12 protein-coding genes are annotated in these 14,131 nt (G+C 70.6%); 10 read left to right on the top strand and 2 right to left on the bottom strand.

Annotation, left to right across the window (positions count from 1 at the left end):
• Positions 1-72 precede the first annotated feature (72 nt).
• From smc to ABZU72_RS17465, 4 genes are all read left to right on the top strand, one after another.
• Positions 73-3,612, top strand: coding sequence for a chromosome segregation protein SMC (gene smc / locus ABZU72_RS17480; protein WP_355020101.1), 3,540 nt, complete (start codon positions 73-75; stop codon positions 3,610-3,612).
• A 150-nt stretch (positions 3,613-3,762) separates the two neighbouring features.
• On the top strand, positions 3,763-4,539 hold the full coding sequence (locus ABZU72_RS17475; RefSeq protein WP_355020100.1) for a hypothetical protein: 777 nt from the start codon (positions 3,763-3,765) through the stop codon (positions 4,537-4,539).
• A 78-nt stretch (positions 4,540-4,617) separates the two neighbouring features.
• On the top strand, positions 4,618-4,917 hold the full coding sequence (locus ABZU72_RS17470; protein WP_355020099.1) for an antibiotic biosynthesis monooxygenase family protein: 300 nt from the start codon (positions 4,618-4,620) through the stop codon (positions 4,915-4,917).
• Between the two features lie 40 nt (positions 4,918-4,957).
• Entirely contained in the window at positions 4,958-5,710 is a 753-nt protein-coding gene (locus ABZU72_RS17465; RefSeq protein ID WP_355020098.1) for an AraC family transcriptional regulator, read from the top strand.
• Between the two features lie 59 nt (positions 5,711-5,769).
• On the opposite strand, the gene ABZU72_RS17460 is transcribed toward ABZU72_RS17465, so the two are convergent.
• On the bottom strand, positions 5,770-5,964 hold the full coding sequence (locus tag ABZU72_RS17460) for a hypothetical protein (protein ID WP_355020097.1): 195 nt from the start codon (positions 5,962-5,964) through the stop codon (positions 5,770-5,772).
• Between the two features lie 26 nt (positions 5,965-5,990).
• On the opposite strand from ABZU72_RS17460, the gene ABZU72_RS17455 reads away from it, so the two are divergent.
• Together ABZU72_RS17455 and ABZU72_RS17450 are read left to right on the top strand one after the other, a co-directional pair.
• A complete protein-coding gene (locus ABZU72_RS17455; RefSeq protein ID WP_355020096.1) occupies positions 5,991-6,539 on the top strand; it encodes a CGNR zinc finger domain-containing protein in 549 nt (182 codons plus the stop codon).
• 58 nt (positions 6,540-6,597) lie between these two features.
• Positions 6,598-7,548 (top strand): ATP-binding protein, encoded by a 951-nt coding sequence (locus ABZU72_RS17450; RefSeq protein ID WP_355020095.1) that lies wholly within the window; start codon positions 6,598-6,600, stop codon positions 7,546-7,548.
• A gap of 85 nt (positions 7,549-7,633) precedes the next feature.
• Here ABZU72_RS17450 and ABZU72_RS17445 read toward each other — a convergent pair whose 3' ends face one another.
• Positions 7,634-8,320 (bottom strand): hypothetical protein, encoded by a 687-nt coding sequence (locus ABZU72_RS17445; protein ID WP_355020094.1) that lies wholly within the window; start codon positions 8,318-8,320, stop codon positions 7,634-7,636.
• A 270-nt stretch (positions 8,321-8,590) separates the two neighbouring features.
• Here ABZU72_RS17445 and ABZU72_RS17440 point away from each other — a divergent pair, with 270 nt between their 5' ends.
• From ABZU72_RS17440 to ABZU72_RS17425, 4 genes are all read left to right on the top strand, one after another.
• Complete coding sequence (locus ABZU72_RS17440; protein WP_355020093.1) at positions 8,591-8,989, top strand: hypothetical protein; 399 nt, start codon at positions 8,591-8,593, stop codon at positions 8,987-8,989.
• Between the two features lie 226 nt (positions 8,990-9,215).
• Positions 9,216-10,316 (top strand): glycosyltransferase, encoded by a 1,101-nt coding sequence (locus ABZU72_RS17435; RefSeq protein WP_355020092.1) that lies wholly within the window; start codon positions 9,216-9,218, stop codon positions 10,314-10,316.
• Positions 10,313-12,049: a glycosyltransferase family 2 protein gene (locus ABZU72_RS17430; protein ID WP_355020091.1), complete on the top strand. Its 1,737-nt coding sequence runs from the start codon at positions 10,313-10,315 to the stop codon at positions 12,047-12,049. The genes ABZU72_RS17435 and ABZU72_RS17430 overlap by 4 nt, the downstream gene beginning before the upstream one ends.
• Positions 12,046-14,115: an acyltransferase family protein gene (locus ABZU72_RS17425; RefSeq protein WP_355020090.1), complete on the top strand. Its 2,070-nt coding sequence runs from the start codon at positions 12,046-12,048 to the stop codon at positions 14,113-14,115. The genes ABZU72_RS17430 and ABZU72_RS17425 overlap by 4 nt, the downstream gene beginning before the upstream one ends.
• Positions 14,116-14,131 lie beyond the last annotated feature (16 nt).

The raw sequence follows: 14,131 nt of genomic DNA, 5'->3' as shown, positions 1-14,131 counted from the left end.
GGCTCACCTCAGCCACGCTGATGTGTTGCGAACTGTGTACGACCACGTGGTCCTGAGCCGGGGGAGAAGCCGATGTACCTCAAGCGTCTGACGCTGAAGGGTTTCAAGTCGTTCGCCTCCGCGACGACCCTCGAGCTCGAACCGGGGATCACCTGCATCGTCGGCCCCAACGGCTCGGGCAAGTCCAACGTGGTCGACGCGCTCGCCTGGGTCATGGGTGAGCAGGGTGCCAAGAGCCTGCGTGGCGGCAAGATGGAGGACGTCATCTTCGCCGGTACGGCCGGCCGCGCCCCGCTGGGCCGCGCCGAGGTCTCGCTGACCATCGACAACACCGACGGGGCGCTGCCGATCGAGTACGCCGAGGTCACCATCTCGCGCACGATGTTCCGCAACGGCGGCTCGGAGTACGCCATCAACGGACAATCCTGCCGGCTGCTGGACGTCCAGGACCTGCTCAGTGACTCCGGTATCGGCCGCGAGATGCACGTCATCGTCGGCCAGGGCCAGCTCGACACGATCCTGCGCGCGACCCCGGAGGACCGCCGCGGCTTCATCGAGGAGGCCGCCGGCGTCCTCAAGCACCGCAAGCGCAAGGAGAAGGCGCTGCGCAAGCTCGACTCCACGCAGGTCAACCTGGACCGGCTCCAGGACCTGCTCGTCGAGATCCGCCGCCAGCTCAAGCCGCTCGGCCGCCAGGCGGAGGTCGCCCGGCAGGCGCAGACGGTGCAGATGGACGTACGCGACGCCAAGGCCCGCATCTACGCCGACGACCTGGTCACCGCCAAGACCGAGCTCGACAAGGAGCTCGCCGACGAGGGTGCGCTGCTGGCCCGGCGTGCCGAGGTCGAGGAGACCATCACGGAGGGACGGGAGCAGGAGGCCGTTCTCGAGGCGGCGCTGCGCGAGGACCTCCCGGCGCTGGCCGCCGCCCAGGAAACCTGGTTCGCGCTGAACTCGCTGCGCGAGCGGCTGCGAGGCACCCAGTCGCTGGCCTCCGAGCGGGTGCGCAACGCGGCCGGCTCCGAGGACCTGGAGGTGCGCCAGGGGCGCGACCCCGAGGAGCTCGAGGCCCAGGCCGAGGTGGCGCGCGAGCAGGAGGAGACCGCCGACGCCGAGGTCGAGGAGCTGCGCTACTCCCTCGAGGAGGCCGTCGAGTCTCGTAAGGAAGCAGAAGATGCGGCGGCCGAGGAGGAGCGCCGGGTCAAGGGGCTCGAGCGCGCCGCCGCCGACCGTCGCGAGGGGCTGGCCCGGTTGACCGGTCAGGTCAACGCGCTCAAGTCGCGGGCCGCTGCCGCCGATGACGAGGTCGGGCGCCTGACCGCTGCTCGTGAGGAGGCGCTGGCGCGCGCCGAGCGGGCCCAGCGCGACTTCACCGCCCTGGAGACCAAGGTCGCCGGGCTGGACGCGGGGGAGGAGGGCCTCGACGCCGAGCACGAGGCCGCCGCCGCGGCCCTCGACGACATCGAGGAGCGACTGGCCAAGCTGCAGGCCGAGGCGCAGCAGGCCGACCGTGACCGCTCCACCCTGGCCGCCCGCAAGGACGCGCTGGAGATGGGTCTGAACCGCAAGGACGGCGCCGGCGCGCTGCTCGGTTCCGACCTTCCCGGGGTGCTGGGGTCGGTCGCGTCGCTGCTGGCGGTGCGCTCCGGCTACGAGGCCGCGATCGCGGCGGCGCTCGGCACCGCGTCGGATGCGGTCGTCGTCGAGTCCGCGGAGCGTGCCGTCGGGGCGATCGAGCACCTCAAGGCCGAGGACCTCGGCCGCGCCGGGCTGCTCCTGGGCGGCTCGCCCGGGGAGACCGGCGGCTGGCCGGCGCTGCCCTCCGGCGCCGAGTACGCGCTGGACGTGGTCGAGTGCCAGCCGGTGCTTCGGCCCGCGGTGGCGCGGCTGCTCGACAAGGTCGCGGTGGTCGAGGACCTCGCCACCGCTCAGGCGCTCGTGGGGGAGGACCCCGAGGTCACCGCGGTGACCCGTGAGGGCGACCTGATCGGCGCCCACGTCGCCTCCGGCGGCTCCTCCAGCGTGCCCAGCCTGATCGAGGTGCAGGCCGCGGTCGACGAGGCCACCGCCCAGCTCGCCGAGGCCCACGCGGTCTCCGAGCGGGCCACGTTCGAGACCTCCCGGCTCGAGGCCGAGCGGCTGGCCGCGCAGAAGCGGGTCGATGTCGCGCTGGCCAAGCTGCACGAGTCCGACGCGACCCTGGCCGCCGTGGCCGAGGAGCTCGGCCAGTTCGGGGCGCAGTCGCGTGCGGCTCGCGGCGAGGCCGAGCGGCTGCTGGCCGCCGTCGAGCAGGCGCAGGAGGCGCGCGAGAACGCCGTCGCCGGGCTCGCCGAGCTCGAGGAGCGCCTCGCGATGGCCGAGGAGGACCCCGAGGACGAGCCCGACATCGGCGCCCGCGACGAGCTGGCCCAGGCCGCCCGCGACGCACGACAGCGCGAGATGGACGCGCGGTTGGCGCTGCGTACCTCCGAGGAGCGCGCCCGCGCGCTGGCAGGCCGCGCCGAAGGGCTGCTCCGCGCCGCCCGTCAGGAGCGTGAGCAGCGCGCCAAGGCGGCCGCCCGCCGTGAGCAGATGCGTCGCGAAGGCGAGGCCGCGCGAGCGGTCGGCACCGCGGTGGCGTACGCGCTGGACCGTCTGGAGCTCTCGGTGCAGCAGGCCGCCCGGGCCCGCACCGAGATCGAGGAGTCCCGCGCCGGGCGCGAGCAGGCGCTGCGCGAGTGCCGCTCGCTGCTGCGCAACCTCGGCAAGGAGCTCGAGGAACTGGTCAACTCCGTCCACCGTGACGAGATGGCCCGCGCCCAGCAGCGGATGCGGATCGAGCAGCTCGAGGAGCGGATCCTCGAGGAGCTCGGCCTCGACGCCGAGGCGATCGTGAAGGACTACGGCCCCGACCAGCTGGTCCCGCAGCACCCCGACGAGGACGGCAACGAGCGCGAGCCGATCGCCTACGTCCGTGCCGAGCAGGCCAAGCGGCTCAAGATCGCCGAGAAGAACCTGCGCGCGCTGGGCAAGGTCAACCCGCTGGCCCTGGAGGAGTTCGCGGCCATGGAGGAGCGCCACAAGTTCCTCACCGAGCAGCTCGAGGACCTCAAGCAGACCCGCAAGGACCTTCTCGACATCGTCAAGGAGGTCGACAACCGCGTCGAGCAGGTCTTCACCGAGGCCTGGGAGGACGTACGCGTCGCCTTCGACCACGTCTTCGCGCGGCTCTTCCCGGGAGGTGAGGGCAGGCTCGTACTTACCGACCCGGACAACATGCTCACCACCGGCATCGAGGTCGAGGCCCGGCCGCCGGGCAAGAAGGTCAAGCGGCTCTCGCTGCTCTCCGGTGGCGAGCGGTCCCTGGTGGCCGTCGCGTTCCTGGTCTCGCTCTTCAAGGCGCGCCCCTCGCCGTTCTACATCCTCGACGAGGTCGAGGCCGCGCTCGACGACACCAACCTCGGCCGCCTCCTGGAGATCTACGAGGAGCTGCGCGAGTCCTCACAGCTGCTCGTCATCACCCACCAGAAGCGCACCATGGAGGTCGGCGACGCCCTCTACGGCGTCACCATGCGCGGCGACGGTGTCACCACCGTCATCTCGCAGCGCCTCCGCGACGCCCAGCCTGCCTGAGGGTTCCCGCTCGTCGAGCCGAAAGCGGCGAGCGAGCAGAACGCTTGATCCTGAAGGGCCGACCAGCGGCGACTGCGAGACCGTCCTCAACATCGAGGAGGCATGGCTGCACCGACCTCGAACGGATGAATGGCATGCTTCCGTGAGCGCATGAAGCCGGGACACCGCGGCGCACGCGCGCTGACCTCAGCCGCACTCGCCGGGTCAGGGGTTCTTGCCTACGTGGCAGCGTGGCAACGCTGGTCTGGGGTGTGCCCGCGTGGCAGCTTCGACGAACCTGCCTGCCTCAAGCGGCAGGACCACCTCTACGACTACCAGTGGCCGGCCAGCCCGTGGCATCCGATCGGGCATGCGGCTGAGCTCTACGGGCTCTCGGTCCTGTTGCTGGCCGTCGCGGCGTTCGCACTGCCGTTTCTGCTGATGCCCACCTTTCGTCGCCTCATCCTGTGGCCACTCGCCGTCATCCCGGCTGCCGTGCTCGCCGGCACCGGCGTGCTGGTCTTGGCTTCTGGGATCGCGGGCAGGCCGGTCACCGTTCCGCACTTCGACCTGACGGCGCTCATTGTCGTTGGCGTGCTGTGGCCCACCGCGCTGATCGTCGCTGCCGCGATCGCAGCGGGTGGGTACATCCCGACTGGATGGCCCGAGGTTTCCGAAGACCGGCCGTCCACCGCACGGTCCGTGAGCACGGTGGTGACAGCGCTGCTGATCGCCGCGACGACTGTGCTGCCGACATACTTCCTCGTTGGTCCAATCGCTGCCGGCTATGTCTCCCACGACACAGCCCCCTGGTCTGAAGCTCCCGCTGGCGCGCTTCTGGTCCTTGCCGCCATAGTCATGTGGCCGGCGACGACGCGCGTCACGGCTCGGAAGTCGACCAAAGGTGTGTCGCGGCTGTCCGCTGAGCGCCTGAACGTGTCTGACTGACGCGAGCCGGACCTCTGTCCGGCGGTGAAGGATGGCGAGGACCGGCACCAACGCCGGCTCGACTGTCAGGAGACTTCGATGTTCATCGCCGTACTCGACCTGCGCACCGCACCCATCGACCGGCCCGTTGTCCTTGCCCATCTCGACAACGTGCGCGAGGAGATCCGTGCCATGCCGGGCAACCTCGAGTTCAGGGTGTATGCCGCTCGCGACGACGAGGAGGGCGTGGTCGTCATCCACGAATGGGACGACGAGCCGTCCTTCGTCGACTACCTCGCCACTGATGTGTTCGATCGCTCAGGCACGGTGCTCCGGCCGTTGCTCTCCGCACCTCCCGTGAGTCGCCGGTTCCGGGCCACTCTTCTCGAGACCGTCTGACCCGCAGCGTGGTCTAGGGTGAGCGTGTGCGAGGCCGTTCTTGACACGCGAGGCGTACGCGTTCGCGCGGGACTTCGCGGCAGCACCGGCAGCCGAGCTTCGCGTCGACCGGCACTATCTGCTCTGCGCCTCCCGGGGCGCCTTGCGGCTGGAGGCGCACGGCAGCTCGTGGGTGCTGCCTCCTGCACGGGCCGCGCTCATTGCTGCGGACGAGCCGATCTTGGTCGCCATCCCGCAAATGGTGAAGACGTCCTCCGTGCTGTTCGACGTCGGCTTTGTGCCGCCGCCGCCCGCACCACTGACCGTGTTCGACCTCAGCCCCTTGGGTCGGGCCCTGGTGTCGGAATGCGTCGATTGGCCCGACGCTGCCGAGCCGCTGTCATCGTACGCACGCAGCATGTTCGGCGCGCTGGCTGCGGTGGCGTGGCGGCTGGCGCAGGATCCCAGCCCCGTCACGGTGCCCGCCGGCCGGTCACCGGAGCTGCGTCGGGCGTTGGCGGTGACCAACGACCGGCTGGCCGAGGACGTCCGGTTCGAGGACATCGCCCGCGACGTGGGGCTGGCGCCGCGGTCGCTGGCCCGCCGGTTCGAGGCCGAGTGCGGGATGACCTGGACTGCGGTGTTGCGCCGGATGCGGGTGGTGCGTGCGATCGAAAGACTCGCTGCCGGTGAGGACTCCGTCGCGACCATCGCGCACAGCATCGGGTACACCTCCCTGTCAGCGTTCAACGCCGGCTTCCGTGACCTGACCGGTCACACCCCGACGCAGTACCGTGCGACCTTCCGTCTCTGACCGGTCGGACTGCGCCCGGGGCATCAAGACCTGGTCGCGGCGGAGTGATGCTCCTCCTGTCACCCCTGCTCGCGGCTCAGCGGCCGCGGCGGCAGGTGCGGGTGAGGCTGGAGGTCGACGCGGCGTACGCCGCAGAGTGCGCAGCGCACGTAGACGACTTGGCCCTCCGAAGTCTGATGGCTGGACTCGGTGAGCCAGCCGTGGTCGTGGGTGGCGTCCGCGCGCCGGGACTCCTCTGTTGCGCTGTCGGTCATGATCACCACTCTGCTGTAATGGTCTTATGCATCTCAACCCTTACGGTGAGTACGCCGTGCTGATGGCCGCTTCGCTGGCCGACGACTGGCCCGAGGACCGGGTCGGGATCGAGGCCCGGACGCGGGAGTTCGGGATGACGATGGACTTCGCTGAGTCTCCAGACGACCACAGGCGTACCCGGCTGGTGATCGATGAGTGGCTTCGCGTCGTCGATGCGTCGGAGCCGGGCGAGAGGGCGCGGTTGCTCAACGAGCTGATGGCGCAGGCGACTGCGTATCCGAGGCTGACCGATCACGGGCGGGAAGGGTGGCACATCCACTACCGCGACGACGTCAACGATTCGCTTCCCGACGTGCTGCGAGCGGTGATCAGCGTGGGCACGGCGCTGCACCTGACCACTCGGGGCATCCATCGCCTGAGCCGGTGTGCTGCCGGGGAGGCCGAGGGGGATCCATGCGCTGCGGTGGTCGTGGACGTCACCCGCAACGGACGGCAGCGCTACTGCTCGGTCCGCTGCGCCAATCGCGCCGCGGTCCGCCGGCACCGCGCCCGGCGCTCGCTGACCCCCCACTGATCAGAGCTGTCAGGTCGAGTCGCTGACGGCTGGGGCTGGCGCGAGGCACACTGACCCCATGAAGTCCGTGTCCGACGGAGGCCGCCCCGAGCTGCGGGTGCGCCTTGCGGCGGAGACCGCGAGCGTGCCTGGTGCGCGCAGATTCGTCACCGACGGGCTCGTGGAGTGGGGGCGCGGGCATCTCGTCGACGATGCCGCCCTGTGCGTCACCGAGATGGCGGCGAACTCCGCCCTGCACAGCGGCAGCCCCTATATGCACGTCCGTCTGCGTGACCTCGAGCCGGGCGTACGGCTCAGCGTCGAGGACGACGGCGCGCTGGTCCCGCTCCCGGCAGTGGCCCCTCCTCCCCTCGAGAGCCAGGGCACCACCGGGCGCGGGTTGGCGATCGTGTCGGTGCTGGCGGAGTCGTGGGGGATCGAGGAGCGCGTCGACGGGCGACGGATCTGGGCCGAGCTCGCCGGCGACGGCGTCGAGCACGACGTACGGCCTCCGATGGTGGAGTACGGCGAGCAGGCGATGCCGGAGCCGGCCGCCCTTCCCGCGGACTGGGTCACCGTGCGGCTCCCCGCCTGCCCGGTGCAGCTGGGGCTCCAGATCGACCAGCGCCTCGACGATCTCGTCCGTGAGCTCCAGCTCATCGACTCCAAGGACGGCCCGACCCCGCCGCGCGAGCTCGGCGAGCTCATCGAGCGGCTGGTGACGCGGCCGGCTTTCGCGCGGCACATGGGCCGGCGTACCGCCCTGGATGCAGCCGCTGCGGGCCTGGAGTATGTCGACATCGAGATGACGCTCCCTCGTGAGATGGCCCCGATGCTGCGTGAGCTGCTGGCCGCGGACAACCTGGCTGACGAGCTCAGCGAGACCCACCAGCTGCTCACCCTGCGCTCCACGCCGGAGATGGTGTCGCTGCGGACCTGGTTCACCGAGAGCATCGTCGGCCAGGCGGAGAACGACGCCGACCCGGTGCCGTACGACGAGTGGGCGAAGGCGCGAGACGGCGCTGGGTGACGGTTGATCAGGCCTTTGGGCCCGACGACGGTTTCCGCCGAGGCCGAAGGGCAAGAGCGGATTTTGACGAGGTTCCCGCGCTTGTCTACTCCACTGGGCGCGGGGACGCCATAGCCAGGCTCTGGGTACCTGTGAATGCAGGTGCGGCGATCTCCGAGTCTGGCGCGGGACAAGCCGCGATGCCGACCTCGAGCAGAGCGCCCAGCCGTCCGTCAAGATCGGGGCTGGCGCTCGCCACGACCCCATCGACGGCGCACTGGACCATCGTCGGCGCGCAACGCCTGGCGAAGGTCTTTGCGTCGATCCGGCTTCGGATCCCAAGACGATCGACCCAGGCAACCGCGCCAGGAACCATCGCGAGCGCGAGCTGGGTCTCCCGCCGGGTGGCCGCCAGATCGGGCTCGGCATCCGCGCACAAGCGCTCAGCTTGAAGCAGGCCGGCTGCCAGCGGGCGCTGCTTCGCTTCGGGGACGTCGGAGATGGCCTGCGCCGCTACTGCAACCGCGACCGCGAGCCACGTCCGGTCGTTTCCGCGTCGGCCCACGACCGAGGGGATGAGTGGTGCCAGCTGCTGCCGTCCGCCGTCGCTGGTGTGATCGTTCACCAGCCTTGCTAGATGGGCGAGCAAGGGATGAGTGCAGGACGGATGATCGCTCCACCGCTCACCGGCGAGCACCGAGGCGAGCTCCATGAAGCATGCGCCGCGTCGTGGCGTTCGATGCCGGCCAGGTGACAGGACCGGGATGCCGTCGGGAATGCGTGAGGGCTTCATCGCAACCTCCTACTCCGAGCATGCGCCGACGCGCGGCCGCGATCAACCCCGGCTCTCAGGGTCGGGTGTTACCAGCGCACCGACGTACGGTCTCCTGGTTTCGATGAACCGCGGTGCGGGTTGGCCCGTGTACCTGGTATGAGACCTTCTACTTTCTTCCTGGCTAGGGCCGTACTTGCGGCTGCTGCCACGGCACTCTTCGCCGCGGGTTGCGGCAGCGACGACGGCGCGGATGGATCGGACGCCGGCGGCGGATCAGCGCTCGTCTCTGTGGCCGAGGTCGACGACACCGACGTGCTCACCGATGCCGAGGGGCACACGCTCTACACCGCAGAGGTCGAGAAGGATGGACAGATCCACTGCGTCGACACCTGCGCGGAATTCTGGGAGCCGATCGTCGCGTCCGACGCCGACGTCGACGCGGCGAACTCCACGCTTGACGGCAAGTTCGGGATGGTGGAGCGTCCCGACGGATCGTCACAGCTGACGTACGACGGCCTGCCGCTGTACACCTTCGCCGAAGAGGGCGCCGGCGAACTCCAGGGTGACGGCTTCACGGATGATTTCCAGGGCACCCAGTTCGTGTGGGCGGCGGCGCGGACCGACGGGTCCTCGGCCCCGTCGGAATCGTCCACGCCGGATGACAACGGAGGCGGCTTTGGCTACTGACGTGTAGCCAAGGACGGACGTCCGCTCGAGGGCCACCAGGAGGGGTGGGTTCGATGAACCATCGGTGAATCCGTGATGAAGGCATTCGGGGAGGCCTTGTGAGTGGTCAAAATCGGTTCTTTTGCCTGCCTAGAATCCTCCGGTCACCGGCCAACCGGGGCACCGGCGAGACGTGGTCTCGGCGTTCGGGGGATCGTCACGGTTAAGTACTTTGAGGACCCCCCACATGCCTTCGACCCTGCTGTCGTTCCCCTACTACCGGAGCAACCCCTACCTCACGATGCTCACCGTGGCACCGCGGGCGGCGGGCTGGGACGTGGTCGAAGGAGTGCAGGGGCTGCACCGGCTCGAGGCGCGCGCGGAGCACATGGGGCGGGGAGACGTGCTCCACGTCCACTGGACCTCGCCGGTGACCGCCGGCTGCGAGAGCCTCGAGGACGCGTGGGCCAACGCGGCCCGGTTCGAGGACGTGCTGAGCGGCCTGCGCGACCGTGGCGCCGACGTGCTGTGGACGGTGCACAACTCGATCGCCCACGAGGCCGACTACGTCGATGTCGAGCTCGCGGTCGCCAAGGCGCTGGCGAGCTACGCGTCCCGGATCATCCAGCTCAACCCGGCGACCGTCGAGGAGACCGCGGCCTACTACGCGCTCCCGCCGGACAAGGTCGTCGACCTGCCGCACTCGTCCTACCTCGGCGTCTACCCCGACGGCGGTGACGACGCCGCCTCGCGCGAGCGCATCGGGGTCCCGCAGGGGGTGCCGACGGTCGGCTTCATCGGTCAGATCCGGGCGTACAAGGGCCTTGACGTGCTCTGCCGGGCGGTGGAGATCGCGGCCGAGCAGGTGCCCGACCTGACCTTCGTCGTGGCCGGCAAGGTGGTGCCCGCCTCCGACGTGGAGACGGTCGAGGCGATGCTCTCGGCGCCCAACATCGTCAAGCGGCTCGGGTTCGTCGAGACGGCCGACTTCTCCGACTGGATGCGGGCCAGCGACGTCGTGGCGCTGCCGTACCGGCGCATCCTCAACTCCGGTTCGTTGCTGGCCGCCGGCACCTTCGGCCGCACTGCCCTCATCCCCGAGGACACCCCGGTCGCGCGGCAGTTCGCCGACCAGCCGTGGGTGGTGACGTACGCGCCGGAACCTGATGAGCCGGTGGCTCTGGCCGCGGCGATCCTGGAGGCCCTGGACGGGCAGGAGTCGCGGCATCGGGCCGCTCATGAGTTCACACGGGCGTACACGCCCTATGACATGTCGCGCGACTACCTGCGGCTGCTCGACGGGCTGGCAAACGACCTGTCCGGCGTTCTGGAGGGTGCAGCCCGATGACCACACCTGAGCTCTCCGTCGTCGTCCCGACGCACGATGTCGGCCTGTGGGTCGGCGAGTTGCTCTCCTCGATCCTCGAGGACCAGTCCACGCCTGCCGAACCGGTGGACCTGGAGGTCATCGTCGTGGACGACGGCTCGACCGACGAGACGTTCGAGATCGCCGAGGCGTACGCCGCCCGCGACCCGCGCCTGACGGTGGTCCGTTCGCCCGGGAAGGGCGGGGGACAGGCGCGCAACCACGGTGTCTCGCTGGCGCGCGGCCGCTTCCTCGCGTTCGCGGACGGTGACGACCTGGTGCCCCGCGGGGCGTACGCCGCGATGCTGCGCAAGACGCGGGAGACCGGCTCCGACATGGTCGTCGGCCGGTTCTTCAAGCTCTTCAGCGACCGGGTCTGGTGGCCGGTGCGGGCGTGGCCGGCGTTCGACGAGGAGCGCACACTGGTGAGGCTGGCCGATGCGCCGTCGGCCCTGCGCAACCGCGCCTGCTGGAACCGGGTCTTCCGGCGCGACTTCTGGGACGCGGCCAAGATCTCGTTCCCCGACGCCTCGCGGTCCAACGACATCGAGCCGATGGTCCACGCGCTGACCGCGGCCCGCTTCGACATCGTGACCGAGACGGTCTATGTCTACCGCGACCGGCCCGGACCGGGATCGATGACCGCGAAGTCGCACTCGCCGGCCGGGATCATCAGCTATCTCGAGCAGGAGCTGCGCTGCGCCCGCCGGATCATCGAGCTCGGCGACCCGCAGGTGCGCGCGGAGTACGCCTCGCTGATCTTCGACGCCGACGGCTGGATGGCGATCGTCCGGGCGCTGCGGGGGATGGCGGCGATCGACCCAGCCGCGCTCGAGCCGGCGCGGGTCCTGGTCGCCGAGCTGATGGCGCTCTTCGACGACGGCGTCGTCGACGACCTGGAGCGCGACAAGCGGTGGGGCTGGCGGCTGGTCGAGTCGGGCCAGTGGGCGACCGCCGCCCGGCTGATCGGCGAGGACGTCCGCTGGGGCGACCGGGCGGTCGACGACATCCTCGAGACGCTGCAGCTGGTCGCCGACAGCGGCGTGGTCCCGCTGCGTACGCTCCAGCGGCCGCTGGTCAACGCCGTCGCGACGATCTCACTGGGCGACGAGACGCTCGTCGGGGACGACCTCGCCGACCTGGTGCTCAAGCACCGCGACCTGTTCACCGCGGTCGCCGAGGCGGTCAGGGCCGGCGACGCCGGTGAGGCGCCGGGCTGGCGGCTCGTCCGGATCATGGCAGCGCTCGACGAGGGCCCGGAGCTGCTGCGCCGGGTGGTCTCGGGCGCGACCGACCCGGTGACGGCCACCTCGCTCTCGCTCGTCGACGGCCGCGCGCACCTGCACCTGGCTCACACGATGGTGGGGCCCGCTAGGCTCCGCGTCGTGTTTCTCCACGACCGCCGGCGCCGGACGCTGGACTACGACGCCACAGAGCTCGCCTCCGGCAGCCTCGAAGTCGCGCTGCCGACCGCCGCGCTCTCGGGCGGTCGCTGGCGGATGCGGTTCGAGGGCCGCGACGCGCTGGGCGAGTTCGACGGGCCGGTGGTCATCCATGAGGACGTCATCGGCGAGCGGATCGGCGAGCGTGCTCAGATCGTCGAGCTCGACGGCCGCCCGCGCCACGGGATCGAGATCCCGCTGACCTTCGGCGAACGGGGCGTCCGCAAGGCCCGCCGCGTGGCGGGCCGGATCGTCCGCGGGGTGCGCCGGTGACCGCAGTCGCCGTCGCGCCCGCCAAGGACGGGCAGCCTGGGCAGGCCGGGCAGCCGGTTCGGGACAAGCGGCTCGAGATCCAGGCGCTGCGTACGACCGCTGTGCTCGGTGTCGTGCTCTTCCACCTGTGGCCGGGGGCGATCCGCGGCGGGTATGCCGGGGTCGACGTCTTCTTCGTCATCTCGGGCTTCCTGATCACCTCCCACCTGGTGCGGGAGGCCGCCAAGCCCGGCGGGGTACGGCTGGGCGCATTCTGGGCGCGCCGGATCCGGCGGCTGCTTCCGGCGGCGCTGCTGGTGCTCTTGTGCAGTGCGGCGGCGACGTACGTCCTGGTGCCGGAGGCGCTGTGGCAGCAGTTCCTGCGGGAGACGGTCGCGGCCGCGTTCTACGTGGAGAACTGGCAGCTGTCCTGGGCCGCGGTCGACTACCTCGCCGCCGAGGACCCGCCATCGCCGGCGCAGCACTACTGGTCCCTCTCGGTCGAGGAGCAGTTCTACTTCATCTGGCCGCTGCTGATCGTCGCCATGGCGCTCCTGACCCGGCGACGGCCGACGGCGCGGCTGACGGCGATCCGGGCGGTCTTCCTCGCCGTCTTCGTGGTCAGCCTCGCGGCCTCGGTCTATGTCACCGCGATGGACGGCGCCGACTCCTACTTCGTCACCTACGCGCGCGCCTGGGAGTTCGCGGTCGGCGGTCTCGTCGCTGTGCTGCCGCTCTCCCTCAAGCGCGTGCCCGGGCGCTGGGCGCCGTACGCAGCGGTGGCCGGCTGGCTCGGGGTGCTCGGCGCGCTGCTGCTCTTCAACGACTCGCTGCCGTTCCCGGGCTGGGTGGCGCTGCTGCCGGTCGTCGGCACCGCGCTGGTCATCTGGGCGGGCGCGCCCCGCGGCCTCGGGCTTTGGGTCGTCGGCCATCCGGTCGTGCAGTGGATCGGGACGGTCTCCTACTCGCTCTATCTGTGGCACTGGCCGCTCGTGGTCGTGCTCCCCGAGACCGGCCCCGTGCTCGGCACCTGGCTCCGCGAGCCGCTGATCCTCCTGGTCACCATCGGCCTCGCGGCCCTGACCTACCGGTTCGTGGAGACGCCGTTCCGCACCGGACCGATCCTGGGGACCACCCCGCGGGCCCTCCTCTTCGGGGTGCTCGGAGCGGCCCTGGTCGCCGCCGTCGCGGTTCCCGGGATCCTGCATGGACGCAACCTGGTCGAGGAGAGTCGCGCCCAGGCTGAGGCGCTCGCATCGGGAGACACCGAGTGCTTCGGTGCCGCCGACCTGATGGAGGGGTGCCGGAACCCGGAGCTCGACGGCGTGCTTCTCCCTGCGCCGATCGCCCGTAAGGATGACACCGGCCGGGCCTACCGGTGCTATCTCCCCGAGATCGAGACGTACGCCGCCGACGCCCGCCCCAAGGTCTGCCACCTCGGCTCCGACGACCCGGATGCGCTCCGGGTCGCGCTGGTCGGTGACTCGCACGGCGCTTCGCTGATCCCCGGCCTGACCCGGGTCGCCGAGAGCTCAGGTTGGTCGGTCGACACGTTGGTCGCCAACGGCGGTGGGCTGCTCCCGGCCACCGCGGGTGACCCGCGCCGCGCCTACCGCGAGGCGCTGATCGAGCAGCTCGACCAGGAGGCGTACGACGTCGTGCTGGTCACCCAACGCCGCAATCCGAACCTCGCGGCCGGCAAGCCGGACCCGGCCGCCGACCAGCTCGCGCAGGCCTGGAAGCCGATCCTCGAGCGGGGCACGAAGATCGTCGCGCTCGCAGACAACCCGTACCTCACCCCCGAGGCGGCGACCTGCCTCGACGAGATCGAGACGCTCGCGGACGCCGGCGCGTGCGAGATGACCCGCCAGGAGGCGTACGCCACCTCTGACCCGCTCGCCGAGGCGGTTCGCCTGGCAGGGCCGGGCGCTTCGCTGATAGACCTCTCTGCGGCCTACTGCGACGAGGACCGGTGTCCCCTGGTGGTCGGCCACGTGCAGGCCTATCGCGACCGGAGCCACATCACCGCGACCTTCTCGATGACGCTGGCGCCCTATCTGGTCCGTGCGGTCGAGGACGAGCTCTAGGATCTAAGATCAGCGG

Origin of the sequence: Nocardioides sp. NPDC004968, from assembly GCF_040608935.1 — a bacterium.
Taxonomy (GTDB): domain Bacteria; phylum Actinomycetota; class Actinomycetes; order Propionibacteriales; family Nocardioidaceae; genus Nocardioides.
The sequence above is the reverse complement of the archived record's forward strand: the minus strand, read 5'-3'. Positions and strand labels throughout refer to the sequence as shown.